The following is an 18,194-nucleotide window of genomic DNA, read 5'->3' on the forward strand; positions in this document are numbered from 1 at the left end:
CACCCGGCTGGTGCGGGCTCAGCTGAACGAGTCGCCGCAGGCGCAGGAGCCCGTCGCGTTCGGGTTGTCGATCGTGAAGCCCTGCTTCTCGATCGTGTCCACGAAGTCGATGGTCGCGCCGCCCAGGTACGGGGCGCTCATCCGGTCGGTGACGACCTTGACCCCGCCGAAGTCCTTCTCCACGTCACCGTCGAGGGAACGCTCGTCGAAGAACAGCTGGTAGCGCAGGCCGGAGCAGCCGCCGGGCTGGACGGCGACGCGCAGCGCGAGGTCGTCGCGGCCTTCCTGGTCGAGCAGCGCCTTGACCTTGGACGCGGCGGCGTCGGTCAGGATGATGCCGTCGGTGACGGTGGTGGTCTCGTCCGATACGGACATCTACATCTCTCCCGGGTTGTACGGAGACTGCTTGCCGACGGTTGCAACCGGCGGGGCCGCGGATTCATTCCGGGGCGCGCCCGAGTCATTTCTCCTTGGCTTCTTTTTCATGCTCGCACATGCGCGGGCGGGCGGACAGCGCCCTGTGAGCGAGCGGACAGGGCGCCGGAGCCGAGCCGGCGGGGGACGGGAATGCCGGCGCGGCAAGGCGACGTTCCGGACATCGGGATTCACGTCACATCGACGCTATGGACATCGTCAAAGTGACGTGAACCAGTTATGATAGATAGCGTCATTTCGACGAAAAGGTCGAAGCGCTGTCCCGCCATCCGCCGGTCCGCTCCCCGGGCCGGCGAGCCGCAGAAAAGAAAGGGTGCGTGTCGTGACCACCGCCCAGACCCAGGAGCTCGACGTCCAGCCGACGCCCCTCGCCCTGCTGCTCCTCGGCCGCGAGGCCGACCCGAGGAGCGAGCGCGGCGTGGAGTGCCCCGGCGACCTGCCCTCGCCGTCCGACCCGGACCTGGTCGAGCGCGCCCGCGCGGCCAAGGAGAAGCTGGGCGACAAGGTCTTCGTGCTGGGCCACCACTACCAGCGCGACGAGGTCATCCAGTTCGCGGACGTCACGGGCGACTCCTTCAAGCTGGCCCGCGACGCCGCCGCCCGCCCCGAGGCTGAGTACATCGTCTTCTGCGGCGTCCACTTCATGGCGGAGTCCGCCGACATCCTGACCTCCGACGACCAGAAGGTCGTCCTCCCCGACCTCGCGGCCGGCTGCTCGATGGCCGACATGGCGACGGCCGAGCAGGTCGCCGAGTGCTGGGACGTACTGACCGACGCCGGCATCGCCGAGCAGGTCGTCCCGGTCTCCTACATGAACTCGTCCGCCGACATCAAGGCGTTCACCGGCAAGCACGGCGGCACGATCTGCACCTCGTCCAACGCCAAGCGGGCCCTGGACTGGGCGTTCGAGCAGGGCGAGAAGGTCCTCTTCCTGCCCGACCAGCACCTCGGCCGCAACACCGCCGTCCGCGACATGGGCATGTCCCTGGACGACTGCGTGATCTACAACCCGCACAAGCCGAACGGCGGCCTGACCGCCGAGGAGCTGCGCGGCGCCAGGATGATCCTGTGGCGGGGCCACTGCTCGGTCCACGGCCGCTTCAGCCTCGACTCGGTCAACGACGTCCGGGAGCGCATTCCCGGGGTGAACGTCCTCGTCCACCCGGAGTGCAGGCACGAGGTCGTCGCCGCGGCGGACTACGTCGGCTCGACCGAGTACATCATCAAGACGCTGGAGGCGGCCCCGGCCGGCTCCAAGTGGGCCATCGGCACCGAGCTGAACCTGGTCCGCCGCCTGGCGAACCGTTTCGCTCCCGAGGGCAAGGAGATCGTCTTCCTCGACAAGACGGTCTGCTTCTGCTCCACCATGAACCGCATCGACCTCCCCCACCTGGTCTGGGCGCTGGAATCCCTGGCCGAGGGCAACCTCGTCAACCGCATCGAGGTCGACAAGGAGACGGAGGCGTTCGCCAAGCTGGCACTGGAGCGGATGCTGGCGCTGCCGTAGGCGGCCTGCCGCCGCTCACCCCGACGCGGGCCGCCGGTCGGGGTGGGCGGGGTCGAGGCCGAAGAGGGTGCCGTCGGGGGTCGCCACGATCACGGCGCCCTCGTGCAGGAACAGCTCGGACCGGGACCAGCCGTCGTCGATCACCTGCTCGGACCGCGGGCGCGTCTCCCACAGCAGCTTGCCCGAGCCGGCGTCCAGGGCGGCCACCCTGCCGCTGAGGCTCGCCGCGAACACGGTGTCGTCGGCCTCCCGGAGTACGGGCGTGTTGGGCTGTTCCAGGGTGGTCTCGGTGCGCCACAGCTCCTCCCCCGTCCGCGGCGAGACAGCGCGGACGATGCCGTTGGACGTGGCCGTCCAGAGGGTGTCGCCGGCCAGTGCGACCCGCCCGCGCAGGGGTTCCGGGAAGCGCACCCGCCGGCGGTCGCCGGTGGCGGGGTCCAGCAGCACGGCGGCGTCGTACGCCTCGTCCTCGACCGGCTCGTCGGACCACTGCAGAAGGAGCAGCCGGCCGTCGAGGGCGCCGGCGATCCCGCTGGCGGCCGGCAGGGTCACCTTGCGGGTGGAGCCGTCGGACGGATCGAAGCGCAGCAGGAACGAGCTGTCCCGCTCTTCGTGCTCGCAGTGCAGGTACACGTCCTCGGGGACTTCCGTCAGGAACGAGCAGAAGTGCCGCGCGGGCAGCTGCGCGGACCACCGTTCGGCTCCGGTCCGCGGTGCGCGGGCGGTGAGCGTACGGCCGTCCGCGGCCAGGACCAGGCCGCCGGCGAGGACCGGAGTGACGCCCTCCTCCCCGACCGGACGGGCCCACAGCGGCCGTCCGGTGCCGCTGTCCAGGCCGACCAGGCTGACCGACTCGTTCTCCAGTTCCTCGTCGGACACGGCCCGGCGCACGATCACCGTCTCCCCTTCCGCCCCGATGACGGCGCCGGAGACATACGTGTCGCGGGGACTCCCCTCGGGCAGCAGGTCGGCCCGCCAGCGGATCCTGCCGCTGAGCGCGTCCACGCGCACGGGCAGCGTCATGTCGCTCCCGCAGTAGACGGCGGCCTCGTGCAGCAGGCACCGCGACTCGCCGACGCTGCCGCCGCCGCCGATCACGGTCGCCGTCGACCCGGTGTCCACGATGCTCGTCTGCCACGGGCGCCAGCCCGCGGGCAGCGTCCCCCACCGCGACGGCGCGCTCGCCTTCGGGCCGGTCGCGCGCGCGGGCGCCGTACCGCCGTCCGCGCCGGGTCCCAGCAGGTACGCGGTCAGGCCGAGGGCCAGCGCGCCGACCGTGCCGGTGACGGCGAGCAGGGGGCGGACGCGGCCGGGGCGGCGGCCGGGGCGCTCGGTGTCCCGGCCGGCGGCCGTACCGGGACGGGTGGGCTCCGCCCGCGGAGCCGGCGGGCCGAGGCGCAGGGTGACGGTCTGCTGGTCGCCGGGGTCCGGTTCGGGGAGGACCGTGGCGAACTCCCGCGCCAGTTCGTCGAGTCCGGGCCGCTCCTCGCGCTTCTTGGTCAGGCAGCGTTCCAGGATCGCGCGCAGTTGCCGCGGGACCCCGTCGAGGACCGGGTCGTCGTTGATGACCCGGTAGGCCGTCAGGTATGGGCTCTCCGCGTCGAACGGGCCGCGCCCGGTCGTGGCGTACGCCAGCAGCGCGCCGAGGGAGAAGACGTCGGAGGCGGGGCCCACCGAGCGGGCGTCGGTGAACTGTTCGGGGGACATGAACGGCGGGGTGCCGATCATCTGGCCGGTCTCGGTCAGCGTGAGGTTCTCGGTGGCGCGGGAGATGCCGAAGTCGATGACGCGCGGCCCGTCCTCGGCCATCAGGACGTTGGCCGGTTTCAGGTCGCGGTGCACCACGCCGGCCCGGTGGATGTCCCGGAGTGCCTCGACCAGGCCGAGCGCGAGCCGCCGCAACTCGGTGTCGCGGAGCGGTCCGTGGGCGCGTATCCGCTCGGCGAGGGAACGGCCGGGGACGTACTGGGTGGCCATCCAGGGCCGGTCCGCCTCCGGGTCGGCGTCCACGACGGGCGCGGTGAACGCGCCGCTGACCCTGCGGACGGCCTCGATCTCCTGGCGGAAGCGGGCCCGGAAGACGGGGTCCTGCGCGTACTGGGCGTGCACCACCTTGACGGCGACCTCGCGCCCGGAGCGGGCCCTGCCCCGGTAGACGACCCCCATGCCCCCGGCTCCGAGCCGGTCGATCAGCTTGTACCCGCCGAGTGAGCGCGGATCGTCCCTGTGCAGTGTCACCGCCCGTTTCCCCTTCCCCCGTTGAGCAGTTCGCGCGCACAGGATACGTAACCGGCGGTCATGGCACGGAGGCGTCCGGGCGCGGGGGCGCGGGTGCTCCCGCCGGGTCACAGGGGAACGGCCGGGCCCCGTGCCTACGGGACCCGGCCGGTTCGCTCGTCGCGCGTCGTGTCACACGCCCGCCGGCTCCGTCGCCTCCCGCGACCGCTCCCTCGCGGCCCGCTTCGCCGCCCGCTTCTTCGCGCGCCGCTCCTTGCGGAGTTCGAGCATCGCGTAGAGCGTCGGGACCAGCAGCAGCGTCAGCAGGGTGGACGTGACCAGGCCGCCGATCACCACGACCGCCAGGGGCTGGGCGATGAAGCCGCCCTCACCGGTGATGCCGAGGGCCATCGGCAGCAGGGCGAAGATGGTCGCCAGGGCGGTCATGAGGATGGGGCGCAGGCGGTGCCGGCCGCCCTCGACGACTGCCTCGACGACGCCGTAGCCCTGGGCGCGGTACTGGTTGATCAGGTCGATCAGGACGATCGCGTTGGTGACCACGATGCCGATCAGCATCAGCATGCCGATCATCGCGGGGACGCCCATGGGGGTGCCCGTGGCGACGAGGAGACCGATCGCGCCCGTCGCCGCGAAGGGGATCGACACCAGCAGGATCAGCGGCTGGACCAGCGACCGGAACGTCGCGACCAGCAGCATGAAGACGATCGCGATCGCCGCCAGCATGGCCAGGCCCAGGTTGGCGAAGGCCTCCTCCTGGTCCTCGGAGACACCGCCGATCTCGGCCGTGGCGCCCTCCGGCAGGTCCAGCGCGTCGATCTTCGACTGGAGGTCGGCGCTGACCGCACCGGTGTTGTCGCCGGTCGGCTTGGCGGTGACGGTGGCGGCGCGCTGGCCGTCGATGCGGGTCATCGAGACCGGGCCGTCGACGAGCCGGACGTCGGCGATGTCACCCAGCTTCACCGGGCCCAGCGGGAGCCGCTTCAGCTCGGCCAGGGTGTCCGCGGGACGCGCCGAGCGGATCACGACGTCCCGCTCGGTGTCGTCCAGGGTGGCCCGGGCGGCGGTGGTGCCGCGGACCGCCTGGGTGACGGCCGCGCCGAGCGTCTGGTCGGTGAAACCGGCCGCGGCGGCCCTCTCGTTGGCGCGGACCGAGATCCGCGGGACGCTCTGGGCGAGGTCGCTGGTGACGTCGGTGACGTCGTCCAGGCCGGCGACCGCCTCACGGACCTGCTCGGCGGCCTCGCGCAGCACCCGCGCGTCGGCGGCCTTCACGACCACGCTGAGGTCCTGGCTGCCGAAGCCGTCACCGGCGGCGATGGTCGTGGTGCCGATGCCGTCGAGCTTCTTCAGGCCCTCGTCGATGGCCTTCTCGACGTCCTCGTACGACGCCGAGTCCGCCAGCATCACCGAGTACGACGCCTGGTTGGTGTCGGTGCCGCCGCCGAAGGCCGCCATGAAGCCGGAGGAACCGACGGTGACCTGGTAGTCCTCGACGCCCTCGATGCCGGCGAGCAGCTTCTCGACCCGCTTCGCCTGGGCGTCGGTCGCCGCGAGGCTGGTGCCGGGCTTCAGCTCCTGCTTGACGGTGAGGACCTCCTGCTCGCCCTGGTCGAAGAAGTTCGTCTTCAGCAGCGGGGCCATGCCGAAGGTGCCGATCAGGACGACGACCGCGATGGCCACGCTGGTGAGGCGGCGGCGCGTGGCGAACCGCAGGACCGGGACGTAGATCCGCTGGAGGCGGCTTTTCGCCTCCTTCTCCTCCGCCAGCCGGCGGGCCTCGTCGGCGTCCTCCGGGGTGCCCTTGGGGGGCCGCAGGAACCAGTACGACAGCACCGGGACGACCGTCAGGGAGACCAGCAGGGACGCCAGCAGCGCGGCGGTCACGGTCAGCGAGAACGAGCCGAACAGCTCGCCCACCATGCCGCCGACCAGACCGATCGGCAGGAACACGGCGACGGTGGTGAGGGTGGAGGAGGTGACGGCGCCGGCCACCTCGCGGACCGCGTTGAGGATGGCCTCCCGGCGCTCCTCGCCGTAGCCGAGGTGCCGCTTGATGTTCTCCAGGACCACGATCGAGTCGTCGACGACCCGGCCGATGGCGATGGTCAGGGCGCCGAGGGTGAGGACGTTCAGCGACAGGTCGCGCGTCCACAGGACGATCAGCGCGAGGACCACCGACAGCGGGATGGAGACCGCCGTCACGAGGGTCGAGCGGATCGACGCGAGGAAGACGAGGATCACCAGGACGGCGAAGAGCAGACCGAGCGCGCCCTCCGTCGTCAGCCCCTCGATGGACTTGGACACCGCCGGCCCCTGGTCGCTGACGACCGTGATGGTGGCGCCGGAGCCCAGGTCGGCGCGCAGCCGCGGCAGCTTGTCGCGGACGGCGTCGGAGATGGCGACGGCGCTGCCGTCGCGGTCCATGGTGACCGCGACGGCGAGGCTGGGCTCGCCGTTGGTGCGGGTCAGGGAGTCGGCGCGGGCCGCCTCCTGCCTCACCTCGGCGACGGCACCGAGCCGGACGGGGCGCCGCGCGCCCTCGCCGGTGACCATCAGGTCCTCGATCTGCTTCAGCGACGTGAGACCGCCGCCGACCTGCACGGTGCGGTTGGCGCCGCCCTCGTCGAAGGAGCCGGCCGGGACGGTGGCACCGCCCGCCTGGAGCGCCTCGGCGAGGGACTGGACGGTCAGCCCGGCCCGGGCCAGCTTGCGGTCGTCCGGCGTGACGGTGACCTGGAGGTCGCGTACGCCGTCCACGGTGACCTGGCCGACGCCGTCGATGTCCTCCAGGTCCGGGACGACGGTCCGGTCGAGCCGGTCGGCGAGGGCCTGCTGGTCGCTGTCGGAGGTGACGGCCAGGACGACGGTCGGGATGTCGTCGGTGGAGCCGGCCACGACCTGCGGGTCCACGTCGTCCGGGAGCTGGACGCGGGCCCGGTTGACGGCCTGCTGGACGTTCGCGACGAGCTGGTCGATGTCGTTGCCGTAGTCGAAGGACGCCACGATGACGGCGTTGCCCTCGCTCGCCGTGGAGGTGACGCCGGTGATGCCGTCGACCGCCTCCAGGTTGTCCTCGATCGGTTCGACGACCTGCTTCTCGACCACGTCCGGGGACGCGCCCTGGTACGGCGCGAGCACCGACACCATGGGCAGTTCGATGGTGGGCAGCAGCTGCTGCTTGAGCTGCGGGATCGCTATCGCCCCGAAGGCGAGCGCGATGATGGACATCAGCCCTATCAGGGCCCGTTGTGCGAGGCTGAATCTGGACAGCCAGGACATGGGTCAGCGTCTCTCTTCCGTGGCCTTGAGCGAAGCGGTGGGCGCGGACAGGCGCCCACTCCGACACCCTGGTCCATGGCACAGGTCCCGGCCGTCGCCCCCAGGTCCATTTCCTTATGCCGCGCATACTGCGGCTGGAGTAGCGCCGTATCCGGTCAGTCCACCCTTGGACGGACCAGCCCCGACTCGTAGGCGATCACCACGAGCTGGGCCCGGTCCCGGGCGCCGAGTTTGGCCATGGCCCGGTTGACGTGCGTCTTCACGGTCAGCGGGCTCACCTGGAGGCGCTCGGCGATCTCGTCGTTGGAGTGGCCGCCGGCGACCAGGACCAGCACCTCGCGTTCGCGGACGGTCAGCGCGTCCAGCCGGCCGGCGCGGTCCGGGTCGTGCTCGCCGTCCCGGCCGTCGCCGCCCTGGGCGAGGAAACGGGCGATCAGGCCCTTGGTGGCGGCCGGGGAGAGCAGCGCCTCGCCGCCCGCGGCGACCCGGATCGCGTTCAGCAGCTCCTCCGGTTCGCTGCCCTTGCCGAGGAAGCCGGAGGCGCCGGCGCGCAGCGACCGCACCACGTAGTCGTCGACCTCGAAGGTGGTCAGGATGACGATCCGGACGTGGGCGAGCGACGGGTCGGCGGTGATCAGGCGGGTCGCGGCGAGGCCGTCGGTGCCGGGCATCCGGATGTCCATCAGGACCACGTCGGCCTGCCGTTCCTTCGCCAGCCGCACCGCCTCGGCGCCGTCGGAGGCCTCGCCGACCACCTCCATGTCCGGCTCGGAGTCGACCAGCACGCGGAAGGCGCTGCGCAGCAGGGCCTGGTCGTCGGCGAGCAGGACACGGATGGTCATACGGGCTCCCCCTCGGCGGTCGTCATACGAGGCTCCCCCACGGCGATCGTCATACGAGGCTCCCCCTTCGGCAGTGGACGCCCGGGCCTCCGCCCCGGCAGTGGCCGTCCGTGCCTCCCCGCGGCGGCCGTCACCTGGGTTCCCCGCGGCGATGGTCATCCGGGCCGCCCTTCGGCACCCGCACGGCCCTCGACCGGCAGGATCGCATGGACGCGGAAGCCGCCGCCGTAGCGGGGCCCGGTGGTGAGGGTGCCGCGCAGCGCGGTGACGCGTTCCCGCATGCCGAGCAGGCCGTGCCCGCCGCCGTCGCCGGCCGGGGCGTCGCCGGGCGGGGCGTCGCCGGCGCCGTCGTCCAGGACGGTGATCTCGATGTGCGGGCCCACCCGCACCACGCTGACCTCGGCCTTCGCCTCCGTCCCCGCGTGCTTCTGGACGTTGGTGAGGGCCTCCTGGATGACCCGGTAGGCGGCGAGGTCGACGGCGGCGGGCAGGGTGGTGCCGTGGTCGGTCCGGGCGACCTCGACCCGGAGGCCGGCGTTGCGGAAGGTGGCGACGAGTTCGTCGAGGCGGTCCAGGCCGGGGGCGGGCTCCGTGGGGGCCTCCGGGTCGCCGGACTGGCGGAGCAGCCCGACGGTGGCGCGCAGCTCGCCCAGGGCGCAGCGGCTGGCCTCGCGGACATGGGCGAGGGCTTCCTTGGCCTGGTCGGGGCGCTTGTCCATGACGTGGGCGGCGACCCCGGCCTGCACGTTGACCAGGGCGATGTGGTGGGCGACGACGTCGTGCAGGTCGCGGGCGATCCTCAAGCGCTCCTCGGCGACCCGGCGGCGGGCCTCCTCCTCACGGGTGCGTTCGGCGCGTTCGGCGCGCTCCCGGATGGCCTGGACGAAGGCGCGGCGGCTGCGGACGGCGTCGCCCGCGGTGGCGCCGATGCCGGTCCAGGCGAAGATCGCCAGGTTCTCCTGGGCGTACCAGGGCAGTGGGCCGCAGAGCATGGCGGCACCGGTCAGCACGGTCATGGTGAGCAGGCCGGCGCGCCAGGTCGTGGGGCGGTCCGTGGTGGAGGCGACGGTGTAGAGGGCGATCACGGCGGACATCGCGACGGGGGCGCGCGGGTCGCCGGTGGCGGACTCGACGAGGGAGAGGGCGCCGGTGAAGGCGAGGACCGTGCGGGGGGCGCGGCGGCGGAACGCCAGGGCGGCGGCCCCGAGGACCATCAGCACCAGGCTCAGTCCGTCCGGGGTGCGCAGGCTCCAGGTGACGCCGTCGCCGCCGTGCGGGTCCGCGAACGACCCCGCCACCATGCACAGCAGCACGCCCGCTGCCAGTGCGGCGTCCAGCGCCATCGGATGGGCCTTGAGTCGGTGCCGGGCGCGCTGCAGGGTGCTCACGCCGCCCACGGTATCCGGGGCAGCGGCTCCCCGGCCCGGAGTCGGCCGGGACGGTCCGGCGGACCCGGGCCCCGGGGGTCACCGCGGAGGGACCCCCGGGGGTCCGCGGGGCGTGGGTGTCGTCAGTCGGGGATGAGGCCGCCGTCGGAGAGGAGGGCGCGGACCTCGTCCAGGGTCGCGTCGGGGGACGGCAGGATGAGCTGGGAGGGTTCGAGGGAGTCGTCGGGGAGCGGGGTGCCCAGTTCGCGGACCCGGCTCAGGAGGGCACTGAGGATGCGGCGGAAGCCGGGGCCGTCGCCCTGCTCCATCTCGGCGAGCAGTTCGTCGTCCAGCTCGTTCAGCTCGGCGAGGTGGCTGTCGGCCAGCCGCACCTGCCCCTCCCCCATGATCCGTACGATCATGTCGCCCTCCTAGGCGTGGGCCCCTACTGCTTGTCGAACCGCGGGGTGTCCTGCGGCTGCTGCTGGGGCTGCCGCTGCCCGGTGCCGCCCTCGATGGCCTGCTGGCCGCCGGACGTGCCTCCGGCCAGTTCGGCCTTCATGCGCTGCAGCTCCAGCTCCACATCCGTACCACCGGAGAGCCGGTCCAGCTCGGCCTGGATGTCGTCCTTGGCCATGCCGGTGGGGTCGTCGAGGGCGCCCGAGGCGAGCAGCTCGTCGATGGCGCCGGCCCGGGCCTGGAGCTGGGCGGTCTTGTCCTCGGCGCGCTGGATGGCCAGGCCGACGTCGCCCATCTCCTCGGAGATGCCGGTGAACGCCTCGCCGATCCGGGTCTGCGCCTGGGCCGCGGTGTAGGTCGCCTTGATCGTCTCCTTCTTGGTGCGGAAGGCGTCGACCTTGGCCTGGAGCCGCTGGGCCGCCAGGGTGAGCTTCTCCTCCTCGCCCTGGAGCGTCGCGTGCTGCGTCTCCAGGTCGGTGACCTGCTGCTGGAGGGCGGCGCGGCGGGAGAGCGCCTCGCGGGCCAGGTCCTCACGGCCGAGCGCGAGCGCCTTGCGGCCCTGGTCCTCCAGCTTGCCGGACTGCTGCTGCAGCTGGTTGAGCTGGAGTTCCAGGCGCTTGCGGGAGGTGGCGACGTCGGCGACGCCGCGGCGCACCTTCTGGAGCAGCTCCAGCTGCTTCTGGTACGAGTAGTCGAGGGTCTCGCGCGGGTCCTCGGCCCGGTCAAGGGCCTTGTTCGCCTTCGCGCGGAAGATCATCCCCATACGCTTCATGACACCGCTCATGGGCTTCGCGCGCCCCCTTCTGACGACTTAAGGCTCCAGCTCTGCGACAGAACCCACAGTACGGGCCCTGCTTCCATTGACGCACTGTTCGGGGACGGATGCGCTCCTCCCCAAGGACGACTGAGGACCGCGTCCCCTCCGGCCTAGGGAGTAGGTGATCCCCGGGTACGTCCCGGGTGCCCGCCAGGGCCCGGGGCGCACGCATCGTCCCGTCTGTCCCCTTACAGACGATGGGTGTTGCCGGATCGTTCCCCGCGGGGCTGGGGTCCAACCCCGGGCACCCCGTACCCTTGGGTTTCGTGTTCCGTAGCCGTGCCACCAAGGATGAGAAGGCAGCCGTCGCCGACAAGGCGCCGGTGACCCTCTCCAAGCAGCCCCGTGACCCGCAGGCCCCGAAGGGCCGGCCCACCCCCAAGCGCAGCGAGGCCCAGTCGCAGCGCCGCAGCGTGGCCAACACGCAGATGACGCGCAAGGAGGCCGTGAAGCGTCAGCGCGAGGAGCGCCGGGCCGCCCTGGAGCGGCAGCGCCAGGCGCTGGCGGGCGGTGACGAGCGCTATCTGCCGGCCCGGGACAAGGGCCCGGTGCGCCGCTTCGCGCGCGACTTCGTCGACTCGCGGTTCAACATCGCGGAGTTCTTCCTGCCGATGGCCGTGGTCATCCTGGTGCTCAGCATGGTGCGGGTGCCCGCGCTGCAGAACGTCGCGCTGCTGCTGTGGCTCGTGGTGATCGTCCTGATCGTGCTGGACTCGTTCGTCACCGGCTTCCGCCTGAAGAAGCGGCTGGCCGAGCGCTTCCCCGACACCAACCGGCGCGGCGCCGTCGCCTACGCCCTGATGCGCTCTCTCCAGATGCGCCGGCTCCGGCTGCCCAAGCCGCAGGTCAAGCGCGGGGAGCGGCCCTGAGCGCTGCGCCGTTCACCGGGGGCGCGGCCGACGCCTGGCTCAGCAAGGTGGGCGGTCTGCGCGATGTCGTACGACAGGAGCTGGTCGCCCGGCAGCTCGAGGAGCAGATAGTCGGGCGCTTCCCGGTCGGGCAGCGGCTGCGGGTGCTCGACGTGGGGATGGGCCAGGGCACGCAGGCACTGCGGCTGGCCCGCGCCGGGCACCGGGTCACCGGCCTGGAGCAGGACCCGACGATGATCGCCGCGGCGCGCACCGCGCTGTCCGGTGAGCCGGAGGGCATCCGGGAACGGATGCGGATCATCGAGGGCGACGGCCGGGACACGGGAGTGCACTTCCTGCCGGGCAGCTTCGACGTGGTGCTCTGCCACGGCGTGCTGATGTACGTCGAGGAGCCCGATCCGCTGCTGGCGGGGCTGGCGCGGGTGCTGGCGCCGGGCGGTCTGCTGTCGCTGCTGGTGCGCAACGGGGACGCGCTGGCGATGCGGCCGGGCCTGTCCGGCGACTGGGCGGGGGCGCTGGCCTCCTTCGACACGACCGCGTACCGCAACCGGCTGGGGCTGGACGTGCGCGCCGACCGGCTGAGCACGCTGACCGCCACGCTCGCCGGGATCGGGGCGCCGCTGCACGCCTGGTACGGGGTGCGGGTCTTCACGGACACGGCGGCGGACGGCGCGGAGGCGCCGGCCGACCTGGAGACGCTGCTTGCGGTGGAGGAGAAGGCCGGGCGGACGGACCCGTACCGGGGGGTCGCGGCGCTGCTGCACCTGTGCGGCGTACGCGGCTGAGACCGCGGGCGCGCACCGGGTGCGGCGGAGGGAACGGAACACGAGGGGCGGCCCGGTGCGGGCCGCCCCTCGGTCGTCGCGGCCGGCCGTCGCCGGCACCGCCTCCCGCGTGCGGCCTTCGCTACGGCGTCGCCTCGGCCGCGTCCGCCGTGTCGGCCGCGTCCGCCGCGTCCTCCGCGTCCTCCGCGTGCAGGCTCATCGGGCCGTAGATCTCCGTGCCGTCCTCGTACAGGCGGACCTGGTCCGCGCCCCCGTCGAGGAGGTCCTTCCAGTGCTCCCCGATCCACGACTCGGCGTCGCCCTGTGTGGTGAACTCCTCGGGCTGGACCGCGGGCTGGACCTCCGTCCCGTCGTTCTTCTCGAACCGCCACGTCCATGCCGCCATGTACGCCTCCCAGGTGTCGGCACCAGCAGAGCCCGGGCCGGATCTTGGTCCGGCTCCTGCCCTGAGCCTAGCCGGGCGCGCAAGACCTGCGGGGACACGGGAAAATCGGGTCCGTGGAACTGACTCTGCTCGGCACCGGTGCCCCCGCGGGACTGCCCCGCCCCGACTGCCCCTGCGCGGCGTGTGCGACCGCGCTGGGGCCGCACGCCCGGGCGGCGACCGCGCTGCTCCTGGACGGCGCGCTGCTGCTGGACCTGACGCCGGGGGCGGCCCTCGCGGCGGCGCGTGCGGGGCGGTCGCTGGGCGGGGTGCGGCAGGTGCTGCTGTCGCATCCGCACGACGGGCCGGCCGTCGAGGTGCCGGCCGGGCTGCCGCAGCCGGGGCGGGTGCCGGACGGGCGGGAGCTGGCGCTGCTGACGGGGCACCGGGTGCGGGCGGTGGCGATGGACTCGCCGGGCACGGGGTACGCGGTGTCGGGGCCGGACGGGCGGCGGCTGCTGTACCTGCCGCCCGGGGGTGCCCCGGCCGGCCTGGAGGAGGGCACGGCGCACGCGGAGCCGTACGACATGGTGCTGGCCGACGTGGTGGGGCGTCCCGACGCGCTGGCGCGGCTGCGGGCGGTGGGGGCGGTCGGGCCGACGACGGACGTGGTCGCCGTGCATCTCGATCACGACGTGCCGCCGGGGCCGGAGCTGCACCGGCGGCTGGCCGCGGCCGGGGCGCGGGCGGTGCCGGACGGGGCGACGCTGGCGGTCGGGGCGTACGAGGACGTGCCGGACGTGCCGCGGCGGACGCTGGTGCTGGGCGGGGCGCGGTCCGGGAAGTCGGTGGAGGCCGAGCGGCGGCTGGAGGCGTTCCCGGACGTGGTCTACGTGGCGACCGGGGGGACGCGCGGCGGGGACGGGGAGTGGGCGGCCCGGGTGGCGGCGCACCGGGAGCGGCGGCCGGGCTCGTGGCGGACCGTGGAGACGTGCGACCTGGTGCCGCTGCTGAAGGACGAGGGGCCGCCGCTGCTGGTCGACTGCCTGTCGCTGTGGCTGACCGACGCGATGGACTCGGTCGGGGCGTGGGACGACGCGGAGTGGGCGGACGGCGGTGAGCGGGCCCTGCGGGACCGGGTGCGGGAGCTGGCGGCGGCGGTGCGGGAGGCCCGCCGGGTCGTGGTCGCCGTGTCGAACGAGGTGGGCTCCGGGATCGTGCCGGCGACGGCGTCGGGGCGGCGGTACCGCGACGAGCTGGGACGGCTGAACGCGGCGGTCGCCGGGGAGTGCGAGCAGGTGGTGCTGGTGGTGGCGGGGCAGGCGCTGGTGCTGCGGGGGTAGGGGGACGTTCCCCGGGGACCCCGGGGACCCCGGACGCGGGGGGACGCGGGGACCTCTCAGGGGGTGGGCCGGATCTTGCGGGCGATCATCCGGTAGGTGTTCGCGAAGCCGGTGCGGCGCAGCAGGGGCGCGAGGGCGTGGTCGGTCGCCGCGGCGGCCGCGGTGAGGGGGGCGGTGGCGTAGCCGAGGGCGGCGCGCAGGGCCTGCTGGAACTCGCTCGGGGGGATGGGCCGCCAGGGGGCGTCCTGGGGCGGCAGGACGTGGGTGAGGGCGAGGGTCGTCGCCACGGTGAGGTCGTGGGGCGTGTGGAGGCGGTCCGTCCGGACGATCGCGCAGCCCTGGGACTCCAGTTCCGCCCTGAGGTTGGCCGGCGGGATGAGGTGGAGGTGGCGGGGCTGGGTGTGCGCCGGCCACCAGCGGCCGAGGATCGTCGCGAAGGTGCTGGTGGGGTCCGGGAGCTCGATGAGCAGGTGCCCGCCGGGGCGGACCAGGCTGAGCGCCGCGCGCAGGTCGGCCCGGGGGTCCGGGGTGCGGTCGAGCTGGTGCAGCAGGCTGACGACGTCGTAGCGGGCGCGCAGTCCGTCGGTGATCCCGGGGGTGGTCAGCCGGGCGACCCAGGCCTCCTCCAGGCGGTCGGCCGCGCGGGCCCGCAGGACGCGCGGGGTGGGGTCGAGGCCGTCGAACGCGGTGTACGGGAAGAAGGCGCGGGCGGCCTCCGGGAAGTCCGCGTCCCCGGTGCCGACGTCGAGCCAGCCCTCGGGTTCCCCGTAGGCCAGCATGGCGCGGGCCGTGGCCCGCATCCGGCGCCGGGAGGCGCGGGGGTCGCCGGTGCGCGGCTGCGGGTCGCCGAAGTGGAAGGCGAGTCCGGCGGGGGTGAGCCGGGGGTTCTGGAAGACGTGGGCGCAGTCGCGGCACACGTCGACTCCGAAGGTGCCGGGTCTGCCCTGGAGGAGGTCGGGCACGCGGAACCGGGTGCGCAGGCGCGGCGAGCCGCACCAGGGGCACTGCGCGCGGCGCGGGGCGAGGAACCGTTCGGTGCCGTGGGCGAGTTCGGCGAGGCAGGCGGCGCGGCGGCGGGCGGTCACCTGTGGGGCGGCGGGCGAGGACGGCATCGGCGGCTCCCGGGACGGGCAGTCACATACAGGTACGGACGGATGCATACCCGTACACATACGCGTACACAGGCAAAGGGGAACGTATGGGATCGCGATCTTGGGTGCAACGACGTGCCGCCCGCGTGGTGGGCCGGTGGCGCCGCCCCGTTCCATCGGTGCCGGTACTGTTCGGCGAATGAGCTCGCTTAATCTCGACGACTTCACCGATCTGATCGAGCGCCCCGACGGCGGGGTGCGCCGGGATGCCGAGGCGCGCCGGGAACGCCGGATCGTGCCGCCCGGGTCGCTGGGGCGCCTCGACGACCTGGGTGAGTGGCTGGCGGCGGCGCAGGGCACCGCGGTGGTGCGGCCGGTCGGACAGCCGCGGGTGGTGCTGTTCGCCGGTGACCACGGCATCGCCGGGCTGGACGTGTCGGCGCGGCCCGCGGGCAGCGCCCACGAGCTGGTGCGCGGGGTGCTGGAGGGGGCCCGGCCGGTGGCCGTGCTGGCCCGGCGGCTCGGGGTGCCGGTGCGGGTCGTGGACATGGCGCTGGACTGCGATCCGGACACCCTCCCCGCGGCCGTCGTGCGGCACCGGGTGCGGCGCGGCAGCGGGCGGATCGACATCGAGGACGCGCTGACCGCGCAGGAGGCGGAGGCCGCGTTCCTGGCCGGTGTCGCGGTGGCCGACGAGGAGGCCGACGCGGGGACCGACCTGGTGGTCCTCGGCGACATCAGCGTCGGCGGCACCACGGCGGCGGGCGTGCTGGTGGCGGCGCTGTGCGGGACGGACGCCTCGGTGGTGACCGGGCGGGGCGGGCTCGCGATCGACGATCTGGCGTGGATGCGCAAGTGCGCCGCGATCCGGGACGCGCTGCGCCGGGCCCGGCCGGTGCTCGGCGACCAGCTGAAGCTGCTCGCGACGGTCGGCGGCGCCGATCTGACCGCGATGACCGGGTTCCTGCTGCAGAGCGCGGTACGGAAGATGCCGGTGATCCTGGACGGTGTGGTGACCGCCGCGTGCGCGCTGGTGGGCCAGCGGATCGCGTTCCGGGCGCCGGACTGGTGGCTGGCCGGGCACGACAGCGGCGAGCCGGGCCAGGCCAAGGCGCTGGACCGGATGGCGCTGGAGCCGCTGCTGACGCACGGGGTGAAGGTCGGCGAGGGCGCGGGCGGTCTGCTCGCGCTGCCGCTGGTGCAGTCCGCGGCGGCGCTGGCGGCGGAGCTGCCGGAGCGGGAGCCGGCCGGGGAAGCCGGGGAGGGCGGGGACGCGCCGGGCGGTGCCGACGCCGACGGGGCGGCGCAGAAGCAGGACGCCTGAGCGGGCCGAGCGACCCAGGTCACGCCGTCCGCGCTGAACTCCTCCCCGTTCGGCGCGCTCTTCCCGGGCGATGAACACGCTCGCCCGTCTCGCCCGCGCCGAATGGGGTCCCCTGTACGCGGCCGTGCGGCCGCCGCTGCTCCGGCGGCGGCTCGGGGCGGTCCCGCTGACCCTCGCGGCGGTCTGCCTGACCGCCGTGCTGCACGGGGTGCACGGCACGTCGTGGGGGTACGGCCCGGTGCAGGGCGCCGGCACCGTGCGGGCGGCCGACCCGCTGTGGCTCGCCCTGCTGCGCACACCCCTCTCCCTCTTCGTCCCGGCCCTCGACCTGCCGGTGTGGGGCGCCCTCGCGCAGATCCTGGTGGTGTTCGGGATCGCGGAACTCTCCCTCGGCCGCCGCCGCACCCTCGCGCTCGCCTACGCCGCCACGCTCGCCGGGACCCTCTACGCCCGGCTCGGCGTCGCGCTCGGCCCGCACGGCCCGCTGGGCCTGCCCGCGTCGGACGCGTACGTCGTGGACACCGGCCCGTCGGCGGCCGTGGTGGGGATCGCGGTGTACGTCGGCCGGCGCTTCGGGGCGTACCTGACCGCGGCCGCGGTGACCGCGGCGATGGTGGCCGAGGTCCTGGTGAAGGAGAACCTCGCCGGCAAGGAGCATCTGGCGGCGATCGCCGCGGTGTCGGCGCTGTGCGCGGCCGGGGCCCTGCGTCAGCGGTGGTCCAGGGCGCGGACGGGCTCGTCCGGGGCGCCGCCGATCCAGTCCTGGAGCCTGCGGGAGAGACCCGTCCAGCGGCGGTCGTGGCGGTAGGCGCGCAGGGCGGAGCGGGCACGGGCGCGCGGCCGGCGGGCGTAGAAGCGGCGGGCCCACGCGGAGCCAGGGCGGGCCAGGCGGACGGCGCCGACCAGGGCGACGAGCGGCACGATCGTGCCGAACAGCGCGGTGCGCAGCTTGCCCTTGAACAGGGCGACGAGGGCGAAGGCGAAGTTCCCGGCGACGGTGGCGATGACGGTGCCCCGTCCCTGGCGCTCCTCGGCGTCGACCCCGTTGACGTCGAACGGGGAGAACCCGGCGAGGACCAGGCCGACCACGGCCACCGTCAGTACCACGACCTCGACGCTCTTGCGGCCCGCCTCGCTCCAGTAGACGTCGTCCAGGTGCAGGATCAGCGCGAACTCGTCGAGCACCAGTCCCGCGCCGATCCCGAAGAGCACCGCGCACACCGCCGGGCCGAGTCCCTCCCGCCCGCTGGCCACCGCGCCGAACCCGCCGATGACGGTGAGCACGACACCGGGGACGACGTGGTGGATGTGCACTCCGCCCGCGCCCTGCACATTGCGGAAGGGGCCCCTGCCCGCGCGGATCATGCGGGTGATCAGCCGGGTGACCACGAAGGTGAGGACGAAGGCGGCGAGGGCGAGCAGCAGGGGGAGTTTGCCGGGTTCGACGATGTTGCGCTCCAGCCACTGCCCCATA

Annotated in this window: 16 protein-coding genes; 6 read left to right on the forward strand and 10 right to left on the reverse strand. The window is 73.8% G+C overall.

Annotation, left to right across the window (positions count from 1 at the left end; all coding sequences use genetic code 11):
* Window positions 1–18 precede the first annotated feature (18 nt).
* The gene (locus tag SGLAU_RS09730) at window positions 19–375 is read right to left on the reverse strand and encodes a HesB/IscA family protein (protein WP_006135694.1); all 357 of its coding nucleotides are present in this window, start codon (window positions 373–375) and stop codon (window positions 19–21) included.
* Window positions 376–757: 382 nt separating this feature from the next.
* Between SGLAU_RS09730 and nadA the strand changes: the two genes are divergently transcribed.
* Window positions 758–1,942 (forward strand): quinolinate synthase NadA, encoded by a 1,185-nt coding sequence (gene nadA, locus SGLAU_RS09735; protein WP_043500190.1) that lies wholly within the window; start codon window positions 758–760, stop codon window positions 1,940–1,942.
* A 15-nt stretch (window positions 1,943–1,957) separates the two neighbouring features.
* On the opposite strand, the gene SGLAU_RS09740 is transcribed toward nadA, so the two are convergent.
* The 6 genes from SGLAU_RS09740 to SGLAU_RS09765 all read right to left on the reverse strand — a co-directional run bounded on the left by SGLAU_RS09740 (window position 1,958) and on the right by SGLAU_RS09765 (window position 10,890).
* Window positions 1,958–4,180 (reverse strand): protein kinase domain-containing protein, encoded by a 2,223-nt coding sequence (locus SGLAU_RS09740; protein WP_043500193.1) that lies wholly within the window; start codon window positions 4,178–4,180, stop codon window positions 1,958–1,960.
* A 171-nt stretch (window positions 4,181–4,351) separates the two neighbouring features.
* Window positions 4,352–7,459, reverse strand: coding sequence for an efflux RND transporter permease subunit (locus SGLAU_RS09745; RefSeq protein WP_043500196.1), 3,108 nt, complete (start codon window positions 7,457–7,459; stop codon window positions 4,352–4,354).
* Between the two features lie 155 nt (window positions 7,460–7,614).
* Window positions 7,615–8,301 (reverse strand): response regulator, encoded by a 687-nt coding sequence (locus SGLAU_RS09750; protein WP_043500197.1) that lies wholly within the window; start codon window positions 8,299–8,301, stop codon window positions 7,615–7,617.
* A 155-nt stretch (window positions 8,302–8,456) separates the two neighbouring features.
* Window positions 8,457–9,689, reverse strand: coding sequence for a sensor histidine kinase (locus SGLAU_RS09755; RefSeq protein WP_043506445.1), 1,233 nt, complete (start codon window positions 9,687–9,689; stop codon window positions 8,457–8,459).
* 122 nt (window positions 9,690–9,811) lie between these two features.
* Entirely contained in the window at window positions 9,812–10,090 is a 279-nt protein-coding gene (gene pspAA, locus SGLAU_RS09760; RefSeq protein WP_043500199.1) for a PspA-associated protein PspAA, read from the reverse strand.
* 23 nt (window positions 10,091–10,113) lie between these two features.
* Window positions 10,114–10,890 carry a PspA/IM30 family protein gene (locus SGLAU_RS09765; protein WP_078957657.1) on the reverse strand — a complete coding sequence of 259 codons (777 nt, stop codon included), beginning with the start codon at window positions 10,888–10,890 and terminating at the stop codon, window positions 10,114–10,116.
* Window positions 10,891–11,210: 320 nt separating this feature from the next.
* Here SGLAU_RS09765 and SGLAU_RS09770 point away from each other — a divergent pair, with 320 nt between their 5' ends.
* The gene (locus tag SGLAU_RS09770; RefSeq protein ID WP_078958034.1) at window positions 11,211–11,813 is read left to right on the forward strand and encodes a DUF3043 domain-containing protein; all 603 of its coding nucleotides are present in this window, start codon (window positions 11,211–11,213) and stop codon (window positions 11,811–11,813) included.
* An 80-nt stretch (window positions 11,814–11,893) separates the two neighbouring features.
* A complete protein-coding gene (locus SGLAU_RS09775) occupies window positions 11,894–12,598 on the forward strand; it encodes a class I SAM-dependent methyltransferase (protein ID WP_043506447.1) in 705 nt (234 codons plus the stop codon).
* A gap of 121 nt (window positions 12,599–12,719) precedes the next feature.
* Here SGLAU_RS09775 and SGLAU_RS09780 read toward each other — a convergent pair whose 3' ends face one another.
* Window positions 12,720–12,983, reverse strand: a complete 264-nt coding sequence (locus SGLAU_RS09780) for a hypothetical protein (RefSeq protein WP_052413687.1) — start codon at window positions 12,981–12,983, stop codon at window positions 12,720–12,722.
* Between the two features lie 113 nt (window positions 12,984–13,096).
* Between SGLAU_RS09780 and SGLAU_RS09785 the strand changes: the two genes are divergently transcribed.
* Window positions 13,097–14,305 carry a bifunctional adenosylcobinamide kinase/adenosylcobinamide-phosphate guanylyltransferase gene (locus tag SGLAU_RS09785; protein WP_043500205.1) on the forward strand — a complete coding sequence of 403 codons (1,209 nt, stop codon included), beginning with the start codon at window positions 13,097–13,099 and terminating at the stop codon, window positions 14,303–14,305.
* Between the two features lie 56 nt (window positions 14,306–14,361).
* On the opposite strand, the gene SGLAU_RS09790 is transcribed toward SGLAU_RS09785, so the two are convergent.
* The gene (locus tag SGLAU_RS09790; protein ID WP_043500208.1) at window positions 14,362–15,417 is read right to left on the reverse strand and encodes a class I SAM-dependent methyltransferase; all 1,056 of its coding nucleotides are present in this window, start codon (window positions 15,415–15,417) and stop codon (window positions 14,362–14,364) included.
* A gap of 178 nt (window positions 15,418–15,595) precedes the next feature.
* Between SGLAU_RS09790 and cobT the strand changes: the two genes are divergently transcribed.
* Window positions 15,596–16,720 (forward strand): nicotinate-nucleotide--dimethylbenzimidazole phosphoribosyltransferase, encoded by a 1,125-nt coding sequence (gene cobT, locus SGLAU_RS09795; RefSeq protein WP_043500210.1) that lies wholly within the window; start codon window positions 15,596–15,598, stop codon window positions 16,718–16,720.
* Between the two features lie 70 nt (window positions 16,721–16,790).
* A complete protein-coding gene (locus SGLAU_RS35905) occupies window positions 16,791–17,528 on the forward strand; it encodes a hypothetical protein (protein WP_043500211.1) in 738 nt (245 codons plus the stop codon).
* On the opposite strand, the gene SGLAU_RS09805 is transcribed toward SGLAU_RS35905, so the two are convergent.
* Window positions 17,429–18,193, reverse strand: coding sequence for a hypothetical protein (locus SGLAU_RS09805; protein WP_043500214.1), 765 nt, complete (start codon window positions 18,191–18,193; stop codon window positions 17,429–17,431). The two genes, SGLAU_RS35905 and SGLAU_RS09805, sit on opposite strands and share 100 nt — an antisense overlap.
* Window position 18,194: the final 1 nt, after the last annotated feature.

Source organism: Streptomyces glaucescens (genome assembly GCF_000761215.1).
Classification (GTDB): Bacteria; Actinomycetota; Actinomycetes; order Streptomycetales; family Streptomycetaceae; genus Streptomyces; species Streptomyces glaucescens_B.

Excerpts from the sequence above, each read along its gene's own strand:
- SGLAU_RS09745 (WP_043500196.1), bottom strand. The coding sequence starts at position 7,459 with ATGTCCTGGCTGTCCAGATTCAGCCTCGCACAACGGGCCCTGATAGGG.
- SGLAU_RS09730 (WP_006135694.1), bottom strand. The coding sequence starts at position 375 with ATGTCCGTATCGGACGAGACCACCACCGTCACCGACGGCATCATCCTG.
- SGLAU_RS09765 (WP_078957657.1), bottom strand. The coding sequence starts at position 10,890 with ATGGGGATGATCTTCCGCGCGAAGGCGAACAAGGCCCTTGACCGGGCC.
- SGLAU_RS09790 (WP_043500208.1), bottom strand. The coding sequence starts at position 15,417 with ATGCCGTCCTCGCCCGCCGCCCCACAGGTGACCGCCCGCCGCCGCGCC.
- SGLAU_RS09805 (WP_043500214.1), bottom strand. The coding sequence starts at position 18,193 with ATGGGGCAGTGGCTGGAGCGCAACATCGTCGAACCCGGCAAACTCCCC.
- SGLAU_RS35905 (WP_043500211.1), top strand. The coding sequence starts at position 16,791 with ATGAACACGCTCGCCCGTCTCGCCCGCGCCGAATGGGGTCCCCTGTAC.
- SGLAU_RS09750 (WP_043500197.1), bottom strand. The coding sequence starts at position 8,301 with ATGACCATCCGTGTCCTGCTCGCCGACGACCAGGCCCTGCTGCGCAGC.
- cobT (WP_043500210.1), top strand. The coding sequence starts at position 15,596 with ATGAGCTCGCTTAATCTCGACGACTTCACCGATCTGATCGAGCGCCCC.
- pspAA (WP_043500199.1), bottom strand. The coding sequence starts at position 10,090 with ATGATCGTACGGATCATGGGGGAGGGGCAGGTGCGGCTGGCCGACAGC.
- SGLAU_RS09780 (WP_052413687.1), bottom strand. The coding sequence starts at position 12,983 with ATGGCGGCATGGACGTGGCGGTTCGAGAAGAACGACGGGACGGAGGTC.